The organism is Luteibacter sp., assembly GCF_036500425.1.
In the GTDB taxonomy this organism is placed as follows: Bacteria; Pseudomonadota; Gammaproteobacteria; order Xanthomonadales; family Rhodanobacteraceae; genus Luteibacter.
On sequence record NZ_DASYCB010000053.1, the window covers coordinates 12,614 to 35,547 of the forward strand.

The 22,934-nt window shown below is 67.0% G+C and carries 23 protein-coding genes; 9 read left to right on the forward strand and 14 right to left on the reverse strand.

Annotated features, from left to right (window positions below; genetic code table 11):
- Nucleotides 1–13 precede the first annotated feature (13 nt).
- The 4 genes from VGN46_RS13275 to VGN46_RS13290 all read left to right on the forward strand — a co-directional run bounded on the left by VGN46_RS13275 (nt 14) and on the right by VGN46_RS13290 (nt 5,502).
- Entirely contained in the window at nt 14–1,723 is a 1,710-nt protein-coding gene (locus VGN46_RS13275; protein ID WP_331644187.1) for a hypothetical protein, read from the forward strand.
- Nucleotides 1,724–1,728: 5 nt separating this feature from the next.
- A complete protein-coding gene (locus tag VGN46_RS13280; protein WP_331644188.1) occupies nt 1,729–2,562 on the forward strand; it encodes an SDR family oxidoreductase in 834 nt (277 codons plus the stop codon).
- A gap of 88 nt (nt 2,563–2,650) precedes the next feature.
- Nucleotides 2,651–4,987: a penicillin-binding protein 1B gene (gene mrcB / locus VGN46_RS13285; protein ID WP_331644189.1), complete on the forward strand. Its 2,337-nt coding sequence runs from the start codon at nt 2,651–2,653 to the stop codon at nt 4,985–4,987.
- Nucleotides 4,988–4,989: 2 nt separating this feature from the next.
- Complete coding sequence (locus tag VGN46_RS13290; protein WP_331644190.1) at nt 4,990–5,502, forward strand: tetratricopeptide repeat protein; 513 nt, start codon at nt 4,990–4,992, stop codon at nt 5,500–5,502.
- Nucleotides 5,503–5,579: 77 nt separating this feature from the next.
- Here VGN46_RS13290 and hemE read toward each other — a convergent pair whose 3' ends face one another.
- The 4 genes from hemE to VGN46_RS13310 all read right to left on the reverse strand — a co-directional run bounded on the left by hemE (nt 5,580) and on the right by VGN46_RS13310 (nt 8,689).
- A complete protein-coding gene (gene hemE, locus VGN46_RS13295) occupies nt 5,580–6,653 on the reverse strand; it encodes a uroporphyrinogen decarboxylase (RefSeq protein WP_331644191.1) in 1,074 nt (357 codons plus the stop codon).
- Complete coding sequence (locus tag VGN46_RS13300; RefSeq protein ID WP_331644192.1) at nt 6,643–6,906, reverse strand: WGR domain-containing protein; 264 nt, start codon at nt 6,904–6,906, stop codon at nt 6,643–6,645. The genes hemE and VGN46_RS13300 overlap by 11 nt, the downstream gene beginning before the upstream one ends.
- A gap of 170 nt (nt 6,907–7,076) precedes the next feature.
- Nucleotides 7,077–8,159 carry a 3-dehydroquinate synthase gene (aroB, locus tag VGN46_RS13305; RefSeq protein ID WP_331644193.1) on the reverse strand — a complete coding sequence of 361 codons (1,083 nt, stop codon included), beginning with the start codon at nt 8,157–8,159 and terminating at the stop codon, nt 7,077–7,079.
- Entirely contained in the window at nt 8,159–8,689 is a 531-nt protein-coding gene (locus VGN46_RS13310) for a shikimate kinase (protein WP_331644194.1), read from the reverse strand. Before VGN46_RS13310 ends, aroB begins: the two co-directional genes overlap by 1 nt.
- Nucleotides 8,690–8,696: 7 nt before the next feature.
- Between VGN46_RS13310 and VGN46_RS13315 the strand changes: the two genes are divergently transcribed.
- Nucleotides 8,697–9,554: an NAD-dependent epimerase/dehydratase family protein gene (locus tag VGN46_RS13315; protein ID WP_331644195.1), complete on the forward strand. Its 858-nt coding sequence runs from the start codon at nt 8,697–8,699 to the stop codon at nt 9,552–9,554.
- 58 nt (nt 9,555–9,612) lie between these two features.
- On the opposite strand, the gene VGN46_RS13320 is transcribed toward VGN46_RS13315, so the two are convergent.
- A complete protein-coding gene (locus tag VGN46_RS13320; protein WP_331644196.1) occupies nt 9,613–10,425 on the reverse strand; it encodes a kinase in 813 nt (270 codons plus the stop codon).
- A gap of 24 nt (nt 10,426–10,449) precedes the next feature.
- Here VGN46_RS13320 and pdxH point away from each other — a divergent pair, with 24 nt between their 5' ends.
- Together pdxH and VGN46_RS13330 are read left to right on the forward strand one after the other, a co-directional pair.
- Nucleotides 10,450–11,037: a pyridoxamine 5'-phosphate oxidase gene (gene pdxH, locus VGN46_RS13325; RefSeq protein ID WP_331644197.1), complete on the forward strand. Its 588-nt coding sequence runs from the start codon at nt 10,450–10,452 to the stop codon at nt 11,035–11,037.
- Between the two features lie 7 nt (nt 11,038–11,044).
- On the forward strand, nt 11,045–11,485 hold the full coding sequence (locus tag VGN46_RS13330; protein WP_331644198.1) for a secondary thiamine-phosphate synthase enzyme YjbQ: 441 nt from the start codon (nt 11,045–11,047) through the stop codon (nt 11,483–11,485).
- A 156-nt stretch (nt 11,486–11,641) separates the two neighbouring features.
- Here VGN46_RS13330 and VGN46_RS13335 read toward each other — a convergent pair whose 3' ends face one another.
- The 9 genes from VGN46_RS13335 to VGN46_RS13375 form a co-directional block, all read right to left on the reverse strand.
- Nucleotides 11,642–12,268 carry a response regulator transcription factor gene (locus VGN46_RS13335; protein ID WP_331644199.1) on the reverse strand — a complete coding sequence of 209 codons (627 nt, stop codon included), beginning with the start codon at nt 12,266–12,268 and terminating at the stop codon, nt 11,642–11,644.
- On the reverse strand, nt 12,265–13,839 hold the full coding sequence (locus tag VGN46_RS13340) for a sensor histidine kinase (RefSeq protein ID WP_331644200.1): 1,575 nt from the start codon (nt 13,837–13,839) through the stop codon (nt 12,265–12,267). The genes VGN46_RS13335 and VGN46_RS13340 overlap by 4 nt, the downstream gene beginning before the upstream one ends.
- Before the next feature lie 216 nt (nt 13,840–14,055).
- Entirely contained in the window at nt 14,056–14,928 is an 873-nt protein-coding gene (locus tag VGN46_RS13345) for a tetratricopeptide repeat protein (RefSeq protein WP_331644201.1), read from the reverse strand.
- 134 nt (nt 14,929–15,062) lie between these two features.
- Nucleotides 15,063–15,857: a cobalamin-binding protein gene (locus VGN46_RS13350; RefSeq protein WP_331644202.1), complete on the reverse strand. Its 795-nt coding sequence runs from the start codon at nt 15,855–15,857 to the stop codon at nt 15,063–15,065.
- Nucleotides 15,858–15,898: 41 nt separating this feature from the next.
- Entirely contained in the window at nt 15,899–16,600 is a 702-nt protein-coding gene (locus VGN46_RS13355) for an arginyltransferase (protein ID WP_331644203.1), read from the reverse strand.
- Nucleotides 16,601–16,638: 38 nt separating this feature from the next.
- Nucleotides 16,639–18,216 carry a GAF domain-containing protein gene (locus VGN46_RS13360; RefSeq protein ID WP_331644204.1) on the reverse strand — a complete coding sequence of 526 codons (1,578 nt, stop codon included), beginning with the start codon at nt 18,214–18,216 and terminating at the stop codon, nt 16,639–16,641.
- A complete protein-coding gene (locus VGN46_RS13365; RefSeq protein WP_331644205.1) occupies nt 18,209–18,892 on the reverse strand; it encodes a biliverdin-producing heme oxygenase in 684 nt (227 codons plus the stop codon). Before VGN46_RS13365 ends, VGN46_RS13360 begins: the two co-directional genes overlap by 8 nt.
- The gene (locus VGN46_RS13370; RefSeq protein ID WP_331644206.1) at nt 18,893–19,285 is read right to left on the reverse strand and encodes a hypothetical protein; all 393 of its coding nucleotides are present in this window, start codon (nt 19,283–19,285) and stop codon (nt 18,893–18,895) included. It lies immediately after the preceding gene.
- A 36-nt stretch (nt 19,286–19,321) separates the two neighbouring features.
- Entirely contained in the window at nt 19,322–20,584 is a 1,263-nt protein-coding gene (locus VGN46_RS13375) for an ectonucleotide pyrophosphatase/phosphodiesterase (protein ID WP_331644207.1), read from the reverse strand.
- Between the two features lie 55 nt (nt 20,585–20,639).
- Between VGN46_RS13375 and VGN46_RS13380 the strand changes: the two genes are divergently transcribed.
- On the forward strand, nt 20,640–21,035 hold the full coding sequence (locus tag VGN46_RS13380; protein ID WP_331644208.1) for a hypothetical protein: 396 nt from the start codon (nt 20,640–20,642) through the stop codon (nt 21,033–21,035).
- A 172-nt stretch (nt 21,036–21,207) separates the two neighbouring features.
- Nucleotides 21,208–22,878: a urocanate hydratase gene (gene hutU, locus VGN46_RS13385; protein WP_331644209.1), complete on the forward strand. Its 1,671-nt coding sequence runs from the start codon at nt 21,208–21,210 to the stop codon at nt 22,876–22,878.
- Nucleotides 22,879–22,934 lie beyond the last annotated feature (56 nt).

Sequence of the window (22,934 nt, forward strand, 5' to 3'; positions counted from 1 at the left end):
ACGATGCCTGGCCATGAGCGGACGCCGCGACCCCCACGAACGCACCGAGCCGACGCTCGGTCGCCTGGATGACCTCGATAAGCCGGCGCCGCCGGTGGACGATGGTTTACCGCACATCGTCATCGACGAGCCCCGTCGAGGCGGCGCCGTACCACCGCCGCGTTCACGCGGCCCGGGACGTCCCCGCAAGCGCGGCTGGCTCATCCCTGTACTGGTGCTCGCGCTGATCGGTGTGGCGACGGCGCTTTACCTGCAGCAGGATCGCTTGCGCAACCTCGTGCCCAGCACGGAGCTCAACGACACGCTGGCCCAGGCCAACACGGCGCTGAATGCGGGCAAGCTCGATGGTACCCAGGGCGATAGCGCACGCGAACTGTTCGAGAAAGCCCGCGATCAGCAACCCGATAGCGACCAGGCGCGCGATGGCCTGCGCCGGGTCGGGCAGGCCGAGGTCAGCCGTGCGGATGCGGCGTTGACCGCCGGCCGCCTGGACGAGGCCGAGGCCGCGCTCAACGTGGCCCGCGAACTGCTCGGGGGCGGTAACGACGTGGAGCAGCTTTCGCAGCGCCTGTCGCAGGCACGCAACCCGCAGCAGCAGACCGAATCGTTGATCGACCGGGCGCAGCAGGCGCTGGCTGCCGGCACGCTGGATGGCGATGCCGGTGCGGGCCCGCTCTACCGCCGCGTGCTGGATGCCGACCGCAACAATGCGGTCGCCGCACGCGGTCTCGACAAGGTCGGCGATGGTCTCGCCGCGCAGGCGCGCCAGGCCATGGCCGATAACGATCGTGCCAAGGCGAACGCTATCGTCGATCGCATCGCGTTGCTCGTACCCGGTTACGCCGACCTGCCGTCGTTGCGGGCGGCGCTCGCCGAAAACCGCAAGCAGGATGATCAAGCGGTCGCGACGCTGGTCCAGCAGGGCAACGAGTCCATGCGTGCCGGCCGCTTCACCGGCGAGGGCGATGACAACGCGCTCGCGCGCTTCCGCGCCGCGCTGGCCGCGGATCCGGATAACGCCGATGCGAAGGCGGGCCTCGGCCAGGTCGCCCAGGCGCTGATCGTGCAGGCCAATGCGGCGATCGATAGCGAAGACGACGACCAGGCCAGCCGATTGCTCGACCAGGCGGCGAAGCTGGCGCCGAAGTCCGCCGAGCTGGCCGCCGCGCGCGCGCGTATCGCCGGTGGCGGCAAGGCACCGGCGACCGCGGCAGCGGGTGGCAACAAGCTGCCGGTGGCGGGCGACGATACGCCGGCGCAGGCATCGATGGCCGTGAGCCCGGAACAGAAGGCGCGGGTCAACGCCTTGGTGCGGCGTGCCCAGCAGGCTGCCGCCAGTGGCAACATCATGGATCCGCCGGGCGACAGCGCGTACGACCTGTATCGCAATGCGCTTTCCATCGATGGCAACGACCCTGCCGCGCGCGCCGGCCTGCAAGGCCTGCCGGGGCAGGTGGAAACGCTCATGCAGCAGGCGGTCGCCAACGGTAACGTGCGTCGTGCGGAAGACCTGTACGGCACGTTGTCGGACCTCGCTCCCGGCGACGCCTCGCAGGGCGACCTCCGCCATAAGCTGGGTAGCGCATGGATCGATAACGCGGTGCAGCGTGCCGCCCAGGGTGATCGCCAGGGCGCGTTCCAGTCACTGGATCGTGCCCGCCGTTATGCGCCGGATGATCCGCGCCTGCAAAGCACGTACGAACGCATCGCGACCGGCCGCTGAGAACCATGACGGTATTGGTGATTGGCGCAACCAGCCAGGTCGGGCACTTCCTGATGCCGCGTCTTGAGGCCGCCGGCTTCGCCTGGATCGGTCTCAGCCGCAACGCTCCGCCGGAGGATCCCGGCTGGCTTCGCGGGTACCTGCCCGAGGGCATGCCTGCGTTGCCGCCGGTTTCGGCGATCCTCTCGTCGGGGCCGCTGGATGGCCTCGCGAACTGGCTCACCGCCACGCGGCTGGACGGCACGCCACACATCATCGCCACATCGTCCATGAGCGCGGAGTCCAAGCGTGATTCGGACGTGCCGTTAGAGCGGGAGCTCTCCCTTCGCCTTCGCGATGCCGAGACCAAGCTCATCGCCACCTGCGCCTCGCGTGGCATGCCGTGGACGTTGTTCCGGCCCACCCTGGTCTATGGCGCGGGCATGGACAAGAGCATCAGTCCCATCGTGCAAGCCGCCATCCGCCGCCGGGTGTTCCCCTTACCGGCCGCGCGCGGCCAGCGCCAGCCGGTGCATGCCGATGACATCGCCGCGGCCTTCGTTGCTGCCCTGGTCACGGCGCGGGCGCGCGGGAAGACCTTTCCCATCGGCGGCGGCGAACGTCTCAGTGTCGCCGAGATGTTCCGGCGCGTACGCCGCAGCACGGGCGTGGCCACGCTGCCCGCGCCGGTCCCGCGTGTCGTGCTCGAACTCGCCGCCTTGCTTCGACCCGAGCTCCGCGGCCCCCTGAAGCGGTTCGATAGCGACCTGATCGCCGACAATGCCGAGCTGGAGTCGGTGCTGGGGATTCACCCGCGCGCGTTCCGGCCCGAGCCCGCCAGCTGGCGTGGCGGGGCATAGCCATCACCTTGCCAGCTTCCGTTCAGATGTCCGCCGGGATCGTGCCCCTATTATCCGGAGACGTCCCTTTCCCCAGGATCACCCCGCGTTGGCATTCCTGCACCGTCTAGGCTCCCTCCTGCGCGCCAGCTGGCCGTGGCTGCGCATCCCCTTCTGGCTCGTCATGGGCCTGCTGTTCGGGTTCCTGCTGCCGTACACGCTGATCCTCAACGCGCGCCTGCAGGATCGTTTCAACGATCTCGTGTTCGCCGTGCCTACCCGCGTCTATGCGCGCCCACTGCTGCTGGAACCGGGGCGGGCCATGAGCCCGGCCGCGCTCGAACTCGAGCTCACCTTCGCGGGATACACCCCGGATGGCGCCGGTAAGGTCCAGGGCAGCTATTCGAAGAACGGCTCACGCTTCATCATCAATTCGCGTGGGTACGCCGGCCCCGATGGTGGCGAGCTTGCGCACCGCCTGCGCGTCGCGCTCTCGGATGGGCAGATCGCCTCTGTGGGGGATGATGCAACGGGCAAGCCGATCAAGGCGATTCATCTCGATCCGGCGCGTATCGCCACCTTCTACGGCGCCGACCAGGAAGAGCGTCGCATCGTCCGGTTGGAAAACGTCCCGCCGTTGCTCGTGCAGGGCTTGCAAGCCGTCGAGGATCGCGACTTCAACCACCACATCGGTCTCGATTTCTCCGCCATCGCGCGTGCCACCTTCGCCAACATCCGCGCCGGGCACACGGTGCAGGGCGGCTCCACGCTGACCCAGCAGCTGGTGCGCAACCTGTTCCTCGATCGCAGCCAGAACTATTTGCGCAAGGTCAACGAGGCGATCCTCTCGTTGCTGATGGAAGCGCATTACTCCAAGCACCGGATCCTTGAGGCGTACGTCAACGAAGTGTTCCTCGGCCAGCAGGGCAACCAGGCGGTGCACGGGTTCGCCGCAGGTGCGGAGTTCTTCTTCGGCCGGCGCATGGAGGAATTGCGCCCGCAGGAAGTCGCGCTGCTCATCGGTCTGGTCAAGGGCCCGAGCTATTACGATCCGCGCCGTTATCCGGAGCGGGCCTTGCAGCGGCGCAACCTGGTGCTGCAACAGTTCAACGAAACCGGCCTGCTGGATGATGCGGCGACGAAGGCGGCGCAGGCCACGCCACTGGGCATCGCCGCCAATGCGCAGCTGCCACACAATCGCTTCCCGGCATTCATGCAACTGGTGCGCTCGCAGATCCTGTCCGATTTCGACGAGGACGCGTTGCGCAACGGCAGCCTGAGCATCTTCACCACCCTGGATCCGGCGGCGCAGCTCTACACCGAGCAGGCGATCCTCACCACGACCAAGGCACTGGGCAAGCGTGGCGCCGCATCACAAGCCGCGGCGGTCGTCACCGACACCAGCGATGGCAGCGTGCTCGCCGTGGTCGGCTCGCGCGAACCCGGCGAGCAGGGCTTCAACCGCGCACTCGATGCACGCCGTTCCATCGGTTCGCTGGTTAAACCGTTCGTCTATCTTGTCGCGCTGTCGCAGCCGTCGAAGTGGTCGCTGGCCTCCACGCTCGACGATTCGCCGATCAGCATGCGCCAGCCGGATGGCACGCTGTGGACCCCGCAGAATGACGACCACCTGGTCCACGGCCAGGTGCCGATGCTGGATGCGCTGGTGCATTCATGGAACCTCGCCACGGTGAACCTCGGCCTGCAGGTCGGCCTGCCGCGGATCAAGGGCTTCCTCGAATCGTTCGGCCTGGAGAACGTCAATCCGAGCCCGTCGCTGCTGCTCGGCGCGGTGGATCTCTCGCCGTTGCAGGTGGCGCAGATGTATGAATACATCGCCGCTGATGGCCATGCGCTGCCGCTCGTTTCCGTGCGTGGCGTCATGGACAAAAAGGGTCAGGCGATCAAGCGTTACGACGTGAAGCCGGGCGAAGGCGAGTACCAACAGCCCACTCGCCTGATTCGTTATGCGATGCAGCAGGTGGTGAACAGCGGCACGGCGGCAGCGATCGGCAATTCGAGCCTCGGCTCGCTGCATGCGGCAGGCAAGACGGGTACCAGCGACAGCCAGCGCGATAGCTGGTTCGCGGGCTTCACCGGCGAGCACCTCGCGGTGGTCTGGATGGGCCGCGATGACAACAAGCCCACCGGCCTGTACGGCGCCACCGGTAGCATGCGCGTGTGGCAGGAGCTGTTCCGCAAGCTCCCGACCCGGCCGCTCGCCACGCAGTTGGGCGAAGGCCTCGACATGGCCTGGGTCAACACCCAGACCGGCAAGCGCACGGAACCCACCTGCGAAGGCGCGCGGCAGTTCCCGTTCATCGCCGGCTACGTGCCGGAAGAAGAGCAGGGCTGTTTCTGGCAGCAATTCAAGGGTATGTTCGGCGGCGGTGACACCGGCCAGCCGCCGGTCCAGCCGCCCGTTCCCAGTAATCCTACGGATTGACCATGCTTCGTCTTCGTTATGTCGCTCTTACCGCCGCCGCGCTCGTCAGCGCGTGCAGCCAGCCCGCCCCGCCGCAGGCCACCCGCCCCACCCAGCCCGCCTACGACATCGTGGCGCAGATCCGCGCTGCCGGTGAGCGCGAGAAGTCGGCGATTGAAGTCGCACCGCTGCGTGATCCGGGTGTCCAGGGCCTTGCCCAGTCGGCCATGACCGACGAACGTGCTGGCAAGTACGACGATGCCGATGGCAAGCTGGTGCAGGCCCTGAAGCTGGCCCCCCAGGCGCCGGAACTGATCCAGGACCGCGCGGAGATCGCCGTGCGCAAGCAGGATTACCCGGCAGCGGAGAAGCTGGCGAAGCAGTCGTACGAGATGGGCCCGAAGTCAGGCAGCCTGTGCGCCCGCAACCAGCAGACGATTTACGAAATGCGCATGCAGGCCGGCGACCAGAACGGCGCCATGGCCGCCCGCGCCGACCTTGGCAAATGCCACATCGCCGGCCCCAACCGCTTCTAAAATACCTGTAGGAGCGCGCTTGCGCGCGATAGGTGCTCGACGCACGCCCCATCGCGCGCAAGCGCGCTCCTACGCGTTTAGCCGCCGCGGATTTTGCGGCCGTGCGCGTGGACGGTGTCGACCAGGACCTTCACGTTCTCCGGGTCCACTTCCGGCGTGATGCCATGGCCCAGGTTGAACACGTGGCCGGGGTGGTCGCCGAAGGCATCCAGCACCGCGCGTGCCTCGCGCGCCACGATCTCGGGGGACGCACGCAGCACGGCCGGATCGAGGTTGCCTTGCAGCGCCACCTGGTCGCCGACGCGCTTACGCGCCTCGCCGATATCGATGGTCCAGTCGACGCCTAACCCGTCGCAGCCGGTATCGGCCAGCGCTTCGAGCTGGCCATTGGCGCCCTTCGAAAAGAGGATGACCGGGATCCCTTCACAGGCCGGGTCGGCCTTGACCGCATCGACCACCTGCGCCATGTAGTGCAGCGAGAACTCGCGGAAGTGCGCCGGGCCGAGCAGGCCGCCCCAGGTATCGAACACCATGAGCGCTTGTGCACCGGCACGGGCCTGCGCGATGAGGTAAGCCGCGACGGAGCGCGCCACCGTATCGAGCAGCTTGTGCGCCAGCACAGGCTCGTTCCAGGCCAGTGCCTTCACCCGTGCGAAATCGCGCGAGCCTTCGCCCTCGACCATGTAGCAGGCGAGCGTCCACGGGCTGCCGGAGAAGCCGATGAGCGGCACACGGCCGCCGAGCTCCTTGCGGATCAGGCATACCGCATCCATCACGTAGCGCAGTTCGCCATCCATGTCGGGCACGGCCAGCGCGTGGATGGCCGCCGCGTCGCGCAGCGGGCGCGCGAAGCGTGGGCCTTCGCCCGCCTCGAACGTAAGGCCCAGGCCCATCGCATCGGGGATCGTGAGGATGTCTGAAAAAAGGATCGCCGCATCGAGCTCGAACCGCTCGAGCGGCTGCAAGGTGACTTCGCAGGCGTATTCCGGGTTCGTGGCCAGGCCCATGAAGCTGCCGGCGCGTGCGCGGGTTTCGCGATACTCCGGCAGGTAGCGGCCGGCCTGGCGCATCACCCAGATCGGCGTGGTGTCGGTGTGCTGGCGGCGTAGCGCGCGTAGGAAGCGATCGTTGCGGAGTTCATCAGCGGCCATGCGCCGACTCCTGTCCCTGGCTGAACATGACTTTGAAACCCTTTTTGATCTGGGCGTCGCGCGCTTTTTCGAACGCGGCTAACGCGGCATCGCGCTCCAGGTACACATCGCGCTTCAGCGTGGCCTTGCCGCCCTGGGTGCCGCTTTCGCGGTACAGGGTCCAGCCGCCGAGCAGATCCTGCTCCAGCGTGATCTGGGCGTAGCGGGGCGCCTCGGCCCCCGCTGCGGGCATGGTTTGCAGGTAAATCCGCATCGCACCAACCTGGGATAACGCAGGAACCTATCATTCTAAGCGATTCCCGCCACTCCCAACGTGCCTGGGGCGCGGCGTGCTGCCACGGGTGTTGTCGCACGAACCATCGCGCGCAAGCGCGCTCCTACAAGGCCTGCGCAGGTCTTGTGTAGGAGCGCGCTTGCGCGCGATCAGCCGGTGGAGCCGGCTGCCAGGGCGCCAAGGACGTCTTCGTCAGCGACACCCGGAACGATCTCGGCCTTGCCGATACCGCGCCACAGGATCAGGCGCAACGTCCCGGCGGTGTTCTTTTTATCCAGGCGCATCAGGTCAAGGATCCGGCTGGCTGCGTGAATCCGCGAAGGCTCGGTCGGCAAGCCAAGGCGTTGTAGCAGCGAGAGCAAGCGCTGCGTATCCGCCGCCGGCGCCATGCCCAGCCGCTCGGAAAGCCGTGCCGCCAGCACCATGCCGATCGCGACGCCCTCACCATGCAGGATCTCGCTGTAATTCCCCGCGGTCTCCAGCGCGTGGCCGAACGTATGGCCCAGATTGAGCAGCGCGCGCTCGCCTTGTTCGGTTTCATCGCGGGCGACGACGCCGGCCTTGTAACGGCACTTACGAGCGATGGCTTCCACCAGAACGCCCGACTCACGCGCAGCCAGCGCATCGGCATGCGCTTCCAGCCACGCGAAGAACGGCTCGTCGCCAATGGCCGCGCCCTTGACGATCTCCGCCACCCCGGCGAGGAACTCGCGTTGCGGGAGCGTCCGTAGCACGTCGATATCGGCCACCACCGCGCGTGGTTGGTGAAACGCACCGACAAGATTCTTGCCTGCGGGCAGGTTCACGCCGGTCTTGCCACCGACCGAGGAATCCACCATCGAAAGCAGGGTCGTCGGCACCTGGATGAAATCAATCCCGCGCATCCAGCAGGCGGCCGCGAAGCCGGCGAGATCGCCCACCACGCCACCCCCCAGGGCGATAACGCAGGCATCGCGCGTGGCACCGAGCGCCGCAAGGGCGTCGAGCACCTTGCCGACGTTGGCGAACGTCTTATGGGTCTCTCCGTCGCCGATCAGGTAGGTCGACCAGCGCAGGCCTTCAAGGCCCTTCTCCAGTGCACCGAGGTACAGCGGCGCCACCGTGGTGTTACTCACCACGAGCACGTGGCGGCCACGGATCCGCGCGCGCCAGCGGGCGCTGTCGTCGATCAGGCCCGGGCCAATCCACACGGGGTACTCGCGGCCGGCGAGTTCGACCTCCACGGTTTGCATCAGGCGTGCCTCCAGTGGCGATCCAGCAGCGCGACGGCGCGGGGTAGGGCATCGTCCACGCTTTCGTGGCGGCCGCGGAAAACCAGGTCGGCGACTTCTTCGTATACATGGTTACGTGCGTTGGCCAGATGCTCCAGGCGGCCGCGGCGATCATCGCCAGCGATCATCGGGCGCACCGTATCGTGCTGGAGCCGGTCGAGTTGTTCGTCGACCTCCACGGCAAGCATCAGCACGGTGCCGCGCGTCATCAGCGTCTCGCGGTTCACTCCGGCCATGACCGCGCCCGCGCCCGTGGCCAGCACGATCCCCTGGCGGAGGCTAAACTCATCCAGGTGCGCCGTTTCCCGCGCGCGAAAAGTGGCCTCGCCCTGCGTTTCGAACATGTGCGCGATCGTGACGCCGTAGCGTTTCTCGATCTCGACATCCAGATCGATGAAGGGCAGGCCGTAATGCGCCGCAAGGCGCTGGCCGATCGTGGTCTTGCCGGCTCCCGTAGGGCCGACCAGGAACAGGTTGGGCGAAGGATTCATCGCTCCCATGCTAGCAACAAGCCACTCCCCCATGCATGCCAGCGTGCTTATCGCTGGTGCCGGCGATGTCGGCCTGCGTGCCGCACGGCGCTTTGCCGACCTCGGGCACCCCGTGCTGGCGCTGCGCCGCCACCCGCCCGGCGACGCACCGGAAGGAGTCACGTGGGTACGCGGCGACCTCACCGATCCTGGCAGCCTGCACGGCCTGCCGGCCGTAGGCATCGTGGTATTCGCCCCTACACCGGGCGCGCGTGATGAAAGTGCTTACCGGGCGGTCTTCGTCGATGGCCTGCGTCACCTGATGGCGGCGCTGCCCCTGCCGCCCTCGCGTCTCGTGTTTGCCTCATCGTCGGCGGTCTACGGCGAGCACGGCGGCGCGTGGGTGGATGAGGGCACCCCGACCGATCCGCCGGGCTTCAATGGCCGCGTGCTGGTGGAAGCCGAGCACCTGCTTGCGACGGCGGGCGCCGACGCCGGTACGCATGGCGTATCGGTGCGGCTCGCCGGCCTCTATGGTCCCGGTCGCACGCAGCTGCTGGAGCGCTTGCGCGACGGCACGGCGGCCGTGCCGCGCGGGCAGCATGTTTATGCAAACCGGATCCATGTCGACGACGCGGCAGCGGCCTTGGTGCATGTCGCACGGCTGGATCATCCCGCGCCGGTCTACCTCGGCGTGGACGACACGCCGCTCGAGATCGATGCGTTGTACGACCACCTCGCGTCCCTGGTCGGCGGCCCTTTGCCCGCCGATGGCCCAGCGCCTGCAGGCGTTGGCAACAAGCGCCTCAGCAACGCACGCCTGCGCGCGAGCGGTTTCCGCTGCCAATGGCCCGACGCCCGCGAGGGTTACCGGGCCCTGCTGTAGGAGCGCGCTTGCGCGCGATGGACCTTGCCGTGAGCACCCATCGCGCGCAAGCGCGCTCCTACAGGGCTAGGGTGGTTCGTGTGTCGCTTAGGCGGATGAGGAGGTCGGCCTGGGCGGGTAGGGTGGCCAGGGCGTGGCGGCTGAGGCGTTCGTAGTGCTGAAGGAAGCGGGCCATCGCGGCGGCATCCATGGCGCGCGGTTCGCCGCGGGCGCGCAGCGGTTGTTCGGCTTCGTCACGCCAGCGTGTCACCACGTCCCATGAGGGGGCTTGCAGCACGACCAGCGCGTGGATCGCGCGCCATAGCGGCTGGTAGGCCCGCAGTTGTCCATTGACCCATCGGCGCCACGTACCGTCGGCATCCTCGTCGCGCTCTAGCGCATTCACCGGGGTATCGAGCGCCGGCTGGTCCTGGGCCGTCACGCCCAGGCACCAGCCTTCCAGGATGACGAGTCTGGGCACTTCTGCCTCGGTGGGCCACAACGCCGGGGCGTAGCGGTCATCGTGCCCTTTGTCGAAGCGTGGCACCGACACGGGATTCACTGGCGACGCCTTGCCCAGCGCATCCAGCGTTGAAACCAGCAAGGCGAGGTCATGCGTGCCCGGCACGCCGCGTGTCCGCAACAGCGGATGGACGGTGCGTGCAAGCGCCTGGCGTTCTTCGTGGGTGAGGTAGGCATCGTCCAGCGACAACGTCACGGCGCCCCAGCCGCGTGCGGCCGCGGCGGCGATCAGGTCCGCGCCAAGCGTGCTCTTCCCGCTTCCCTGCAGGCCCGAGATGCCCAGCACGAAAGGCCCTTCCGCCTGCTCGATCGCTGCGGCGAAACGCCCAAGGACCACCCCGGCGAGCGTGCTAGCATCGTTGGATTCCATGGTGAACGAGCATACCCCACCATCATGCTGACCCCCGAGATCCTCCATACCTTCCGCGGCCTGCTCGACGAGGCGAAAGCCAGTGCCGATCGCGAGCCGACGGCCATGAACCTCGCGACGACCGACGGTGCCGGCCGAATCCACTCGCGCATCGTGCTGCTCAAGGCGATCGACGAGCACGGGCTGCAGTTCTTCACCAACTACACGAGCGACAAGGCTGCGCAGATCGCCGCGCATCCGCAGGTCGCCCTGTGCTTCCACTGGAAGGACATCCGTGAAGGAATCCAGGTGCGCTTCGAAGGTCGCGCCACGAAGACCTCGCCCGAGGTCTCCGACGCGTACTTCGCCAGCCGCCAGCGCGGCAGCCAGATCGGCGCATGGGCGTCGAAACAGAGCCAGGAGCTGCCCGACCGGCAGACCTTTGAAGACCGTGTAGCCCACTTCGAGAAGGAATTCGCCGGCCGCGATGTGCCGCGACCCGAGCATTGGGGTGGCTACGTCGTCGCGCCGGATCGTATCGAGTTCTGGTATGGCGCCACCTTCCGCCTGCACGAACGCATCGTGCACAGTGAGCACGGTACAAGCTGGACGTCCCGCCTGCTTTATCCCTGAGGTCGCCATGAGCCGTGCCCAGCCCGTGCAGCACATCGCCCAGTCCACCTTCACCGTGCATACACGCGGCCGCTCGCTCAGCGAGGTGACGAACCGGGTGGCCGAGGCGGTAGCGGCGAGTGGGGTCAGCACCGGGCTGGCCCACGTGTTCGTGCAGCACACCAGCGCCTCGTTGCTGATCGGCGAGAATGCCGATCCTACGGTCGTCGCGGATCTCGAACGCTTCTTCGCGCGGCTGGTGCCGGATGGCGACCCGCTGTTCCGTCACCAGGATGAAGGCCCGGACGACATGCCAGCGCATGTCCGCGCCGTGCTCACCGGGGTGTCGTTAGCGGTGCCTGTGCACAACGGCAAGCCGTTGCTCGGCACCTGGCAGGGCGTGTTCCTCTACGAACACCGCCACGAAGCCCACCAGCGCAAGATCACGGTGACCGTCACCGGGCACTGACGAGAGAAGCCCGCCCGCCGTGGTGGCCACCGGGGGTGGTGGTAGGCCAGGGATGTCCATAGCGCGGCGGGCGGGGTAAACGCTCGCATGCATCGTCGCTCGCGACCCAGCCAACCGCATCCGTACATCTACGGCATGCGCATGCCGTTGAACCGCTTAAAACAGCAGGCCGAGGTCTTCGGCGCGACGTACGAGTTCCAGCGTGCTGTGCACGTCGAGGATTTGCATGATCGTGTACTTGTGCGCTTCGACCGTGCGCACCGACAGGCCCAGCCGTTCGGCGATCTGCCGTGAACGCAGGCCTGCGCCGACCAGGCGCAATACCTCGAGCTGTTTTGGCGTCAGCTCCTGCATCCCAAGCGTATCCGCGTGCAGGTAATGCGTGCCCAGCGATGGCGTCACATAAGTGGATCCGGCAAAGACATGGCGCAGTGCCATCAGCAACTCTTCGCCGGCGGACTCCTTCAGCACGTAACCGTTCGCCCCGGCGCGCATCGCCGTCGCGGCCAACGCCGGTTCGGCATGCATCGTGAGGAAAACGAACGGGGTGCGGTTGCCTTCCGCCCGCAACGTCTTCAGCACGTCCAGGCCACTGCCGCCTGGCATGTTCACATCCGAAAGGATCAGGTCGGGCCGTTCACGGTGGACGAGATGGAGCAGGCCCGGTCCGTCCTGGGAGATCGCGACCAGCTCGCAGGTGCCGGCGAGCAGGCGCTGGATGCCTTCAGCCACCATCCGGTGGTCGTCGGCGTACACGATGCGGGGCAGGCACTCGGTCGTCATGGAGGATCCAGCGGTATATGCATCCAGAGGTCTACGCCCCTGCCTGGGGCGCTGCGCAATTCAAACCTGCCGCCGAGGAGCTTGGCGCGTTCATTCATGCTGATCAAGCCAAGCCCGGGGCGGGCATGCTCGCTGGCGATGGGATCGAACCCCCGGCCATTGTCGAAGATCCACAACGAGGCCCCATCGATATCCATCGATGCCTTGATCGTGATGCGCGTTGCCGAGGCATGGCGCACGGCATTGGCGATGGCCTCCTGGGTCACGCGGTAGAAGCACAGCGCGATATCGTGGGAGAGGCGATCGACCCCGCGATCGGCGATCAGTACGATCTCTAGCGTGCTGGCGCGTCGCGGAACGCGGCATAACGCATCCAGGGCGTCACGCAACCCGGCGTGTTCGAGCACGCTCGGGTGCAACTGCCGCGAAAGCTGGCGCACATCCTCGGAGAGCGACACCATGATCTCGCGCAGGTGGTTGACCTCGTCGTGCAGGGCGGGAGCGACCTGGCGGCGTAGCGCCGAGAGGCCGATGGAAGACGCCGCCAGGCGCTGGTTGATGTCATCGTGGAGGTCGCGAGCAAGGCGTGCACGCTCTTGCTCCTGTGTCGCAATAAGGCGACCGGCGAGTTCGCGCAGGTCTTCATGCGCCCGGCCCAGCGCGCGCCGGCTTGAATAGCGTTGCTCCACCATCACCGACAGGATCAACGCACACAGCGCCGCGAGCAGGCTCCACAACTGGACGGCCAGCGTGCTGTTGGGTGCGCTGTCGGCGATGTACGGGCCGTAGCCGTGCACGCTCATGTGCGCCGCCATGAGCGCGATGAAGAAGATCGTGATGGCGCTGCCGGACATCTGCGTGCGCAGGATCGCGAAGATCACGACGGGCGCCGGTGCCAGGCACATGACAGGCACCAGGCCAGGGCGGTCACCCAGCGTGTACCACAGGGCGCCCAGGGCCACGAAGCTCAGCGCCATCAATGCGAGGAACATCAACGAAAGGGTACCCGGCTGGCGAACCGCCGCCTCGGGATTGCGCAAGCTGAGCCATACCGGCAGGTACAACACGTAGCCGAGCGAATGGGCCATCGCGATGTTCGCCCAATCGCTCAGGATAGAGCCGCGAAACGAGGTGAAGCGGCTCGCATACTCCACGAGCAGCGCGGAAACCGCAGGCAGGGCGGTGACCGCGACGAAGACCAGCGCGGCGAGCCGGCTGAAATCATCGAGGTTGGGCAGGGCATCCGGCATCTGCCGCAGCAGCCAGCCCGCGAGCGGCACCAGCACGAGGGCCGCGACGAGCACCAGGGCGGTATCCCCTGGCGGCAAGCCAAATGCGACCCCGGTGGCGAACAAGCCAAGGAACGCACTGCCGACCAGTGCGGCCCATCGGCGCACACCGTTGGCGAGCAAGGCGCCGAGCAGTACGGCACCGGGGAACCACACGATATGCGTGCCGTACTGGTGGTTCCACAGGGCGGCGGACAGCACCTGGGCTATGGAAACGCCCGCGAAAACGCCACCGCACCATACCGTGAGGCTGCGTGACGAGAACGCCGGGTTGTCCGCCACGGTGCCTCCCGCGTCGCCGATGCATTGCCTTGTCGGGACGGCCTGCGGTGAAGCCGGGGACGGCCCCCTCGGCGTCCCGGGGTGACTATACGGTGCGGCGTGCGCGTGAAATCGCCGATAAGTGTGATCTCTATCACACTTTCACAAAAGTGAAGACGGGATATGCCGATTACGCGTGGCGTTTAATTCTCGATTGCATGAATCTGGTGAGTTCGTTCACCACTGGTTGTCGTCGAACGAGCCGCCATCGTCCGCCGATGAGCCGCTGTCCCACGAGCTGTCATCGTTACCCATGTCGATCGGGTCGTCGCGCAGGTCGTTATACGCCGATGCCGAGGGGTCCGGCTGGGCTGTGCCGCCGCCGAGGCCGCCAAGGTCGCGGCTCGCTTCGCCCGGGTTGCTGTGCGAACGCAGGGCCTCATCGAGGAGCATGCCGGCGGCAAGGCCGCCCACGCCTGCCGCGATCGTCGAGCCCATGCCCGAGGAGGGCGGCGGCGCGTAGCCTCCGTTGCCATAACCCCCGTTGCCATAGCCACCGGGGCCATTGCCATACGGCGTGCCGGGCGGCGTTGGCGGCATCGAGCCGTAACCCTGGAACGCGCTGTCCTGCGCGCGACGGCGGCGCGACCACAGGAAGGCGATCACGACGATGACGAGGCCGATAAGCAGGATGCCGCCCAGGCCGAAGCCGCCTTTCGTTTCACGGTCGGCCGCGGGGCGGGTCTCCGCATAGCGCACCGGCGTGGCGCCCGCATGGCGCGCGGTGGCCGGAGCCAGCGCCTGGCCCAGCTTCTGCTGGAAGGCCTGGAACTTCGCCGGGTCGGTGAACCGCGTGGCCGGATCCAGCACGGCCGCCTTGTTCGCTTCCGCCTGGGCCTCGCCGATGTTGCCCTCGTGCGCGAGCACCTCGGCCAGCACGTAGTGCGCTTTCGCGCTCTGCGGATGCTCCGTGATCGCCTCGCGCAACGCGGCCTCGGCGGCGGGGTAATCGCCACGCGCGATTAGTGCCTGCACATCCTTCGGTGAATCGGTGGCGCTGGCGGCCGTGGCGGCAACCAGCAGGATCAGGGAAAGCAGCAGCTTCGGCATGAGTGTCTTCCAAACTCCAACGTGAGCGGTGGTGGGACCACCGCAGGCACCCACACTCTGGGGTGGTGCGCGGAGCGCTTCAAGAGACATCTGTCATATCTCAGGGAGCAGGAATTTGCGAGTTAACCTGCGATTCAAGCGTGGCGTGCGGCCCAGCCATGGATGATGCGGGTCAGTTCGGCCAGGCCATCGGTAAGCGCGGCGGGTCCCGGCTGCAGGATCAACGGTGACTTCACTTCGTAGAGCTCGCCATCGCGAATGGCGGGAACGTTCTGCCAACCTGGTCGCGCGATCACGTGTTCCGGGCGGAAGCGCTTGCCACACCACGAGCCGATGATGATGTCCGGTGCCGTGGCGATGACTTCGGCGGCATCGGCGATGATCCGGTCTTTCGCCAGCGGCTGGCTCGCGCGATGCGGCAAGGCTTCATGGCCGCCGGCGATTTCGATGAGTTCGGACACCCAGCGGATACCGGAGATCAGTGGTTCGTCCCACTCCTCGAAATACACGGTGGGGCGGCGTGACAGCCGCGAGGAGGCCTCGCGTACATCGTCCAGGCCGCGGGCGAGCGTATCCGCCAGCGTAGCGGCCTTCGTCGGCACACCGACCAGTGCGCCAAGCCGGCGGATGTAATCCAGGATCTGTTCCACGCTGCGGTGGTTGGAGATCCATACCTCCACGCCTGCCTTGATCAACGCCTGGGCGATATCGGCCTGGATGTCGGAAAAGCCGATGGCGATATCCGGCTTCAACTCAAGGATACGATCGACCTTCGCGCTGGTGAACGCGCTGACCTTCGGCTTGTCCTTGCGCGCCGCGGGCGGGCGAACGGTGAAGCCACTGATACCGACGATGCGCTCTTGCTCGCCAAGCAGGTACAGGGTCTCGGTGGGCTCTTCGGTGAGGCAGACGATGCGTTGCGGACCCATGGGGCATCCATCAGGGCGGGGGAGCCCGCGATTGTCGCCGCTCAGGGCATTTCGATCCAACGTCCGTGGCGGCGTACTTCCAGCGGGTGGAAGCGGCGCTTGTAATCCATCTTCGCGTGGCCTGCGATCCAGAAGCCGAGGTACACGTAGGCAATGCCGCGGCGACGGGCGAGTTCGACCTGTTGCAGGATGCCCCAGGTGCCGAGGCCGCGGCTCATCTCGTCCGGGTCGTAGAACGTGTAAACGGCGGAGATGCCGGAGAGCGCGACATCGGTGACGGCGATCCCGAGCAGGCGTTCGCCCTGGCGGAATTCCAGGAACAGCGTGGGGCTCCACGGCGCCGCCAGGAAACGCTGGAAATCGTCGGCGTCAGCCGCATCCATGCCGCCACCGCTATGCCGCGCGTGCAGGTAGCGTTCGTACAGGGCATGCCGCTCTGGGGTGAAGCCCGGGGTGGTCTCAACCACCGTGAGGTCAGCGTTGCGGGCCAGGCAGCGGCGCTGGCTGCGATCGGGCGTGAAGCGTTCGGCATCGATCCGGCATGGCACACAGGCCTGGCAGGCGGCGCACTGGGGCAGGTACAGGTGCCCGCCGGCGCGGCGGAAGCCCTTGGCCAGCGCCGGCCCGTACAGCTTGTCGAGATTGGGCGCGCCCGGGTCGACCACGAGGTTTTGCGCCGTCCGCTCGGCGAAATAACCGCAGGCATGCGGCAAGGTCTGGAACAGGCGGACACGGTCGGTCATGGCACCATGTTATAGCTCGCCCGCTGCCTGTGCGCCCGTTACGGACGCGGCGGGTGATCCAGCGCCGCGCGCAATTGCTCGACCTGCTGCTGGTAGTGCTTGCGTTCCATCATCTCGATCAGCACGCGCAGGCTGCGCGCTGAATCGAGGTGCTGGCGCGACCAGGGGCGCGAGCGGCCACGCACGGTTTCCTGCCACGACGCGAAGCTCTGCCGCGGCGAGAGCCGGGCACCCGGGATGTTCTCCAGCTTGGCCAGCGCCGGGTTACCGGCCCAGCGCACGTTGCGCACCTGCTCGGCGCGCGTCCAGACCACGGCGTTGTGCGCATCGGCCTGCAAGGGCATGTAGATCACCCCGGCCGCGAGCGCCGTTGCCGTGGGGTCGTCGAGCGCCGGGAACGTGCGGCTGATCTCGTCAGTGTGGACCACGCCGGCGATGCCATCCGGTGTTGCGGTGCTTTCATGGGCGCCGACGACATCGCGGATGCGCAGCAGCGCCTCGGCATCGGGCAGGTTGCCATGGCGTATCACGCGGTCGCCCGCGAACACGGCGACACCATCCGCATCGACCACTTCGAGCAGTTCCGGGGCTAGCGAGGCGAGCAGGGTGGCATCGATGTGTTCGCTTTCGTTGAATGCCGTAATCAGCTTCTCGCGCACGGTGAGCAGGGTTGATTCCACTTCGATCTTGGCCAGTTCTTCCATCGCGGCGACACGCGAGGCAAACGCGCGGGCTATCGCATCGACCACTTCGCGCATCTGGTGATCCGCGAAGAACGGGCTGTAGTGATGGCAGGAGACCAAGCCCCACAGCCGGCCACTGGTGATGATCGAGGCAACCAGGGTGCCGGTGACACCCATGTAGCCGAGGTATTCCAGATGCACGGGCGAGACGCTGCGCAAGGAGACGTCGGACAGATCGGTCGCATCGCCGGTCTGCGGGTCGAACTCGGGCAGGATGCGTGCGGGAATGTATTTGCAATCGCTGATCTGGCGGACGCGATTGCGCAAGTAGAGCGCACGCGCCTGCACGGGAATATCCGTCGCGGGGTAGTGCAGGCCGAGGTAGGCCTCCAGTTCCTCGCGGCGCGCTTCAGCGATCACTTCACCATGCCAGTCGTGATCGAAGCGATACACCATGACCCGGTCGTAGCCGAGCAGGTTGCGGATCGTACGGGCCACGCGTTGCGCCGCCCGCTGCACCGAAGGGTCGTTCTCGAGCTTGTGGGTCAGGTCGTACGCCACCCGGATCGGCTCGTCGTCGAAGTACGCTTCGCGCGGCTCGATCTCGATTAGCCAGCGCGCGTCGTAGGCGTGCACGGAGGCATGCCACGCACCCCCGCGTTGGCCACGCGGAAACGCGACGGGCGCCCAGGCGCTGTGCGCGGGGCGCTCGTCGTCGTCGAACACATGCGCGGGCAGGGTCAGCACCTCGTGCAGCGCAGCACCGAGCAGGGCTTCGATCTCGAGGCCGAGCAGGTCCACGGCGTTTTCGCTCACCTGGAGCACGCGCTGTGTCGCCGCATCGGCCACGATGAGCACGCCGTGCGGTTGCACGGAGCCGGGGATATGGATGGGCTCGCGATCGCAGGCGGTAAGGTCAGGCAGGTCAGACATGGTGGCCAGGATCCTGGAGCGTCTGTTGAAAGCGCGCGAACATGTGCTGCGCACCGGCGATAGCAAGGCGTTGGCTGGCCTCGTCGGCTAACACGTCATCCAGCACACGCTGGAAACGCCGCCAGCGGCCCGGGGCATGTTCGCCCATGGCGTAAAAAGCATGCGGCAGCGCCGGAAACCGCTCACGCAAATGCCGCACGATCACCTGGCCGCCCAAGGTCGATCCCTCGATGACATAAAGCTCCCCCCAAAACGCAGTGTCGCCCTGTGGAAACCCGCTTGCGCGAGGCGCAGCCCCTACGTGTAGGAGCGCGCTTGCGCGCGACATCTTTTCGCGAGGCACCACAGGATCTTCGGCGTTATCGCACGCCCCCATCGCGACCAAGGCCGCTCCTACAGAGAGATCTGCGGTTAGGTGGGGGAGGCGGGAGGTATAGGGCCAGGTGGCCGTGATGGCGGCGATCTCGCTGGCGCGCTCGGTTTCCCATGCCTCGTACAAGCGCCGCTGCGCCGCCAGTAATTCGCGGTAACCCGCTTCGTCCATGCCGCCGGACATCAGCGCGCGCATGCCTGCCGTCGCTTCGGCGGCGTCGTGGGCATCGCGGGTGTGCTCGCGGAGCAACATGTGCGCGGAAGCGGAAGCGGCCGCGGATGATGGCGCGGCGGCACCGTCCATTCAGAGGATCCGGTTGGCCTTCAGCAGCCACACGAGCACCACGCCGGCCACGATGGCCAGGGCCATGAGCCGGTAGCGTGCCGCGGTGCGCTGCGGCCGCGGCCGCAGGTCCGGCGAGCGGTGCACACGCAGTTCTTCCTGGAAACGCACCAACGGTTCGATGCCGACGTCCTTCAGCAGGCCGCGCGCCTTGGTGAAATCATCGGCGTGCTTCACCCATACCTGCGGCCACGCATCACGGTTGGTGTTGCGCTCGGTGTAGCTGAAGCGCTGGTAAGTGGGGCGGTTGAAGGTCGAGCGGTTCGTCACCGTGGTCTCGATCGCGTGCTCGGCGAGCAACGCGACGACGCGGTCGATATTGTCCGGGCGGGGGGAGGTATAGATCTGGCGCATGGCCCGATTCTACGGCATCCCCCGGCCCGGTGGCCGCTATGGCGTGGCCAGGGCGGCCTTCACGTTTTCCAGACGCCCATCGTTGGGCAGCGGCGCCAGGCCGAGCAGGTGGGCCAGCAGCGGATAGACATCGACATTCTGGAACGGCGGCACCGTGGCACCGCGGGCGAAGGCCGGGCCGTGGGCCACGAACAAGGCGCGCATGCTCGGGTCCTGGTTGTCGTAACCGTGCTCGCCGCGCGACATCGGGTCCTTGCGCTTTGCCAGGTCGGTATGGCTGATGATCGACCAGCCCACGTCCGCCATGCACAGGTACGGCGGCACGCGCGGGTTCTTGCCGTAGTCGAGACGGGCCGGCACGTCTTCCTTGCGGTAGCAGCGCATGTGCGCATGCGGGCCGAGCAGGCGCGCCACGGCCTGCGTCGGGTCATGCCCTTCACGCGGTGCGAAGGTAGCCATGACGCCGTAGGACACGGTGTCGAGATCGTCGAGCTGGGTCTCTTCATCGGAAAAAATGATGTTGCCCTTGGGCACGTCGGCCATGCCGTGGTCGGAGACCACCACGATGTTCATGGCGTCGTACAGGCCGCGTTGGCGCAGCTGCGCGACGAGGTAGGCGAGGGCATCGTCCACTTCGCGTAGTGCCGCATTCACTTCCGGTGACTCCGGGCCGAATTCATGCCCGGCGTGATCCACCGCATCGAAATACAGCGTCTCGAACGCGGGCTTCGGGCCAGGCTCGTCGATCCACGAGAGCAACTTGTCGACGCGCGCCTTCGACGTAAGGGAATCGTCGAACGGGATCCAGTGGTCCGGGCGCATGCCATGGATCTCGGCTTCGGTGCCGGGCCAGAACATGGTCGCGGTGCGCAGGCCGTGTTTCTGTGCCGTGACCCAGATCGGTTCGGCCTCCGCCCACCAGCGGCCATCGCTGGTCGCGGCGTGGTTACCCAGGCTGAACCTGCCCAGCGCGGGATCGCGCATGGTGTTGTTCACGATGCCGTTGCGATCCGGCACACGGCCGGTCACCAACGTGTAGTGGTTAGGAAAGGTCAACGACGGAAACGACGGCCACATGTACGGCGCGTGCGCGCCATCGTCGGATAGCGCCTGCAAGGTCGGCGTCAGGTGCCGGTCCATGTAGTTGGCGCGGAAGGCATCGATCGAGACCAGCAGGACCGGATGGGCCGGGAGCGTGGCGGGCGTGGCAGGCGTCGCGGGATGGGTCGCGCAGGCCGTCAGGGCCACGAGCAACAGCGCCGTGAAGACGCGCGGCAGGCGGGAAAACATGGCATTCATGGGAGGGACGATAGGCTCGGTTCGAAAGACAATCTTTCCATGATGGACGAGTCAGATGACCAACGCATCACGCAAGTTCATGCTGATCCTGCTCGCGGCCGCGCCCCTGGCCGCGTTCGCCCAGGCCGCTACGCAGCCGGCTCCACCACCCAAGCCCGCGCCGCGGCCCAGGGTCTATGTGCCTGTGCAGAGCCCCAACCAGCGGTTCCAGCAACAGGTCAACCAGCAGCAGCTGATCAACAAGCAGAACCAGAACGCGGTGCAGGAGCAATTGCGTCAGAACAACCTGAACCAGCAGCGCAATGCCGCGACCGATCCCGCCATGCGCACCCAGCTGGACAACGCCGACCGCCAGCAGCAACAGCAATACCGCGCCCGCCAGGACGCCGCCGCCCGCCAGGCCCAGGACAAACAAACCGACCAGCCCGCCCGAGCCACAAGCCGCCCCTAACCCCTGTAGGAGCGCGCTTGCGCGCGATGGGTGCTCGCCGCAACGCCGGATCGCGCGCAAGCGCGCTCCTACAACGGTGGTGGGAGCCGCAGGGTGTTGCGCTGCACATGGCCCGCGCCGGGCCGCGGGGCCATAATCGGGAATTCGCTTCCACACCCCTACGGAGCCCCCGATGACCGCTGCCACGCGCATCGACACCACTCGTACCGTCCGCGCCCCGCGCGGTACCGAACTTTCCTGCAAGAGCTGGCAGACGGAAGCACCGTTCCGCATGCTGCAGAACAACCTCGACCCGGAAGTGGCCGAGAACCCGGCCGAGCTGGTGGTGTACGGCGGCATCGGCCGCGCCGCGCGTAACTGGGAATGCTTCGACGCTATCCTGCGCAGCCTGCGCGAGCTGCGTGATGACCAGACCCTGCTCGTGCAGTCGGGCAAGCCAGTCGGCGTCTTCCCGTCGCATCCGGATGCGCCGCGCGTGCTCATCGCCAACTCCAACCTGGTGCCCGCCTGGGCCAACTGGGAGCACTTCAACGAGCTCGATCGCAAGGGCCTGATGATGTACGGCCAGATGACGGCCGGCTCGTGGATCTACATCGGTTCGCAGGGCATCGTGCAAGGCACGTACGAGACCTTCGTGGAGCTGGGTCGCCAGCATTACGGTGGCAACCTCGCCGGGCGCTGGTTCCTCACCGCCGGCCTCGGCGGCATGGGCGGCGCGCAGCCGCTCGCGGCCAGCCTGGCTGGCGCCAGCTCGCTGACCATCGAGTGCCAGCAGAGCCGCATCGATTTCCGCCTGAAAACCCGCTACGTCGATGAGCAGGCGACCGACCTGGATGACGCGCTGGCGCGCATCGAGCGCTACACGAAGGAAGGCCGCGCGGTCTCCGTGGCCCTGCTCGGCAACGCCGCCGAGGTACTGCCGGAACTCGTCCGCCGTGGCGTCCGCCCGGATGCGGTGACCGACCAGACCAGCGCCCACGATCCGGTGAACGGCTACCTGCCGCTGGGCTGGACGGTGGACGAGTGGTTCGAGCGCCGCAAGAGCGACCCGGCCGGCACCTCGAAGGCGGCCAAGGCCGCCATGCGCCAACACGTGGAGGCCATGCTCGCCTTCCACAAACAGGGCGTGCCGACCTTCGACTATGGCAACAACATCCGCCAGGTGGCGAAGGATGAAGGCCTCGCCGAGGCGTTCGCCTTCCCGGGCTTCGTGCCCGCGTTTGTCCGCCCGCTGTTCTGCCGCGGGGTGGGTCCGTTCCGCTGGGTCGCGCTCTCGGGTGACCCGGAGGACATCTACAAGACCGACGCGAAGGTGAAGGAAATCATCGCCGATGATCCGCACCTGCATCGCTGGCTGGACATGGCGCGTGAGCGGATCAGCTTCCAGGGCCTCCCGGCGCGTATCTGCTGGGTCGGCCTGGGCCTGCGCCACAAGCTCGGCCTGGCCTTCAACGAGATGGTTCGCAACGGTGAGTTGAAGGCGCCGGTCGTTATTGGCCGCGATCACCTGGATTCCGGCTCGGTCGCCAGCCCGAATCGTGAGACGGAAGCCATGCGCGATGGCAGCGATGCCGTCAGTGACTGGCCGCTGCTCAACGCGATGCTTAACGTTGCCGGCGGCGCCACCTGGGTCAGCCTGCACCATGGCGGCGGCGTGGGCATGGGTTACAGCCAGCACAGCGGTGTGGTCATCGTCTGCGACGGCAGCGAAGAAGCCGACAAGCGCATCGCCCGCGTGCTGTGGAACGACCCCGGCACCGGCGTGATGCGCCACGCCGATGCCGGCTACGAAGACGCCATCGCCTGTGCGAAAGAACAAGGCCTCAACCTGCCCATGATCTAACCCGAGCCGTTGTAGGAGCGCGCTTGCGCGCGATGGGGTTTGCCGCACGCCCCATC

What these genes read in the sequence shown, in the direction of transcription:
- VGN46_RS13275 (WP_331644187.1), top strand. Translation starts at nt 14, where the DNA reads ATGAGCGGACGCCGCGACCCCCACGAACGCACCGAGCCGACGCTCGGT.
- VGN46_RS13280 (WP_331644188.1), top strand. Translation starts at nt 1,729, where the DNA reads ATGACGGTATTGGTGATTGGCGCAACCAGCCAGGTCGGGCACTTCCTG.
- VGN46_RS13290 (WP_331644190.1), top strand. Translation starts at nt 4,990, where the DNA reads ATGCTTCGTCTTCGTTATGTCGCTCTTACCGCCGCCGCGCTCGTCAGC.
- hemE (WP_331644191.1), bottom strand. Translation starts at nt 6,653, where the DNA reads ATGGCCGCTGATGAACTCCGCAACGATCGCTTCCTACGCGCGCTACGC.
- VGN46_RS13300 (WP_331644192.1), bottom strand. Translation starts at nt 6,906, where the DNA reads ATGCGGATTTACCTGCAAACCATGCCCGCAGCGGGGGCCGAGGCGCCC.
- aroB (WP_331644193.1), bottom strand. Translation starts at nt 8,159, where the DNA reads ATGCAAACCGTGGAGGTCGAACTCGCCGGCCGCGAGTACCCCGTGTGG.
- VGN46_RS13310 (WP_331644194.1), bottom strand. Translation starts at nt 8,689, where the DNA reads ATGAATCCTTCGCCCAACCTGTTCCTGGTCGGCCCTACGGGAGCCGGC.
- VGN46_RS13315 (WP_331644195.1), top strand. Translation starts at nt 8,697, where the DNA reads ATGCTAGCAACAAGCCACTCCCCCATGCATGCCAGCGTGCTTATCGCT.
- VGN46_RS13320 (WP_331644196.1), bottom strand. Translation starts at nt 10,425, where the DNA reads ATGGAATCCAACGATGCTAGCACGCTCGCCGGGGTGGTCCTTGGGCGT.
- pdxH (WP_331644197.1), top strand. Translation starts at nt 10,450, where the DNA reads ATGCTGACCCCCGAGATCCTCCATACCTTCCGCGGCCTGCTCGACGAG.
- VGN46_RS13330 (WP_331644198.1), top strand. Translation starts at nt 11,045, where the DNA reads ATGAGCCGTGCCCAGCCCGTGCAGCACATCGCCCAGTCCACCTTCACC.
- VGN46_RS13335 (WP_331644199.1), bottom strand. Translation starts at nt 12,268, where the DNA reads ATGACGACCGAGTGCCTGCCCCGCATCGTGTACGCCGACGACCACCGG.
- VGN46_RS13345 (WP_331644201.1), bottom strand. Translation starts at nt 14,928, where the DNA reads ATGCCGAAGCTGCTGCTTTCCCTGATCCTGCTGGTTGCCGCCACGGCC.
- VGN46_RS13350 (WP_331644202.1), bottom strand. Translation starts at nt 15,857, where the DNA reads ATGGGTCCGCAACGCATCGTCTGCCTCACCGAAGAGCCCACCGAGACC.
- VGN46_RS13355 (WP_331644203.1), bottom strand. Translation starts at nt 16,600, where the DNA reads ATGACCGACCGTGTCCGCCTGTTCCAGACCTTGCCGCATGCCTGCGGT.
- VGN46_RS13360 (WP_331644204.1), bottom strand. Translation starts at nt 18,216, where the DNA reads ATGTCTGACCTGCCTGACCTTACCGCCTGCGATCGCGAGCCCATCCAT.
- VGN46_RS13365 (WP_331644205.1), bottom strand. Translation starts at nt 18,892, where the DNA reads ATGGACGGTGCCGCCGCGCCATCATCCGCGGCCGCTTCCGCTTCCGCG.
- VGN46_RS13370 (WP_331644206.1), bottom strand. Translation starts at nt 19,285, where the DNA reads ATGCGCCAGATCTATACCTCCCCCCGCCCGGACAATATCGACCGCGTC.
- VGN46_RS13375 (WP_331644207.1), bottom strand. Translation starts at nt 20,584, where the DNA reads ATGAATGCCATGTTTTCCCGCCTGCCGCGCGTCTTCACGGCGCTGTTG.
- VGN46_RS13380 (WP_331644208.1), top strand. Translation starts at nt 20,640, where the DNA reads ATGACCAACGCATCACGCAAGTTCATGCTGATCCTGCTCGCGGCCGCG.
- hutU (WP_331644209.1), top strand. Translation starts at nt 21,208, where the DNA reads ATGACCGCTGCCACGCGCATCGACACCACTCGTACCGTCCGCGCCCCG.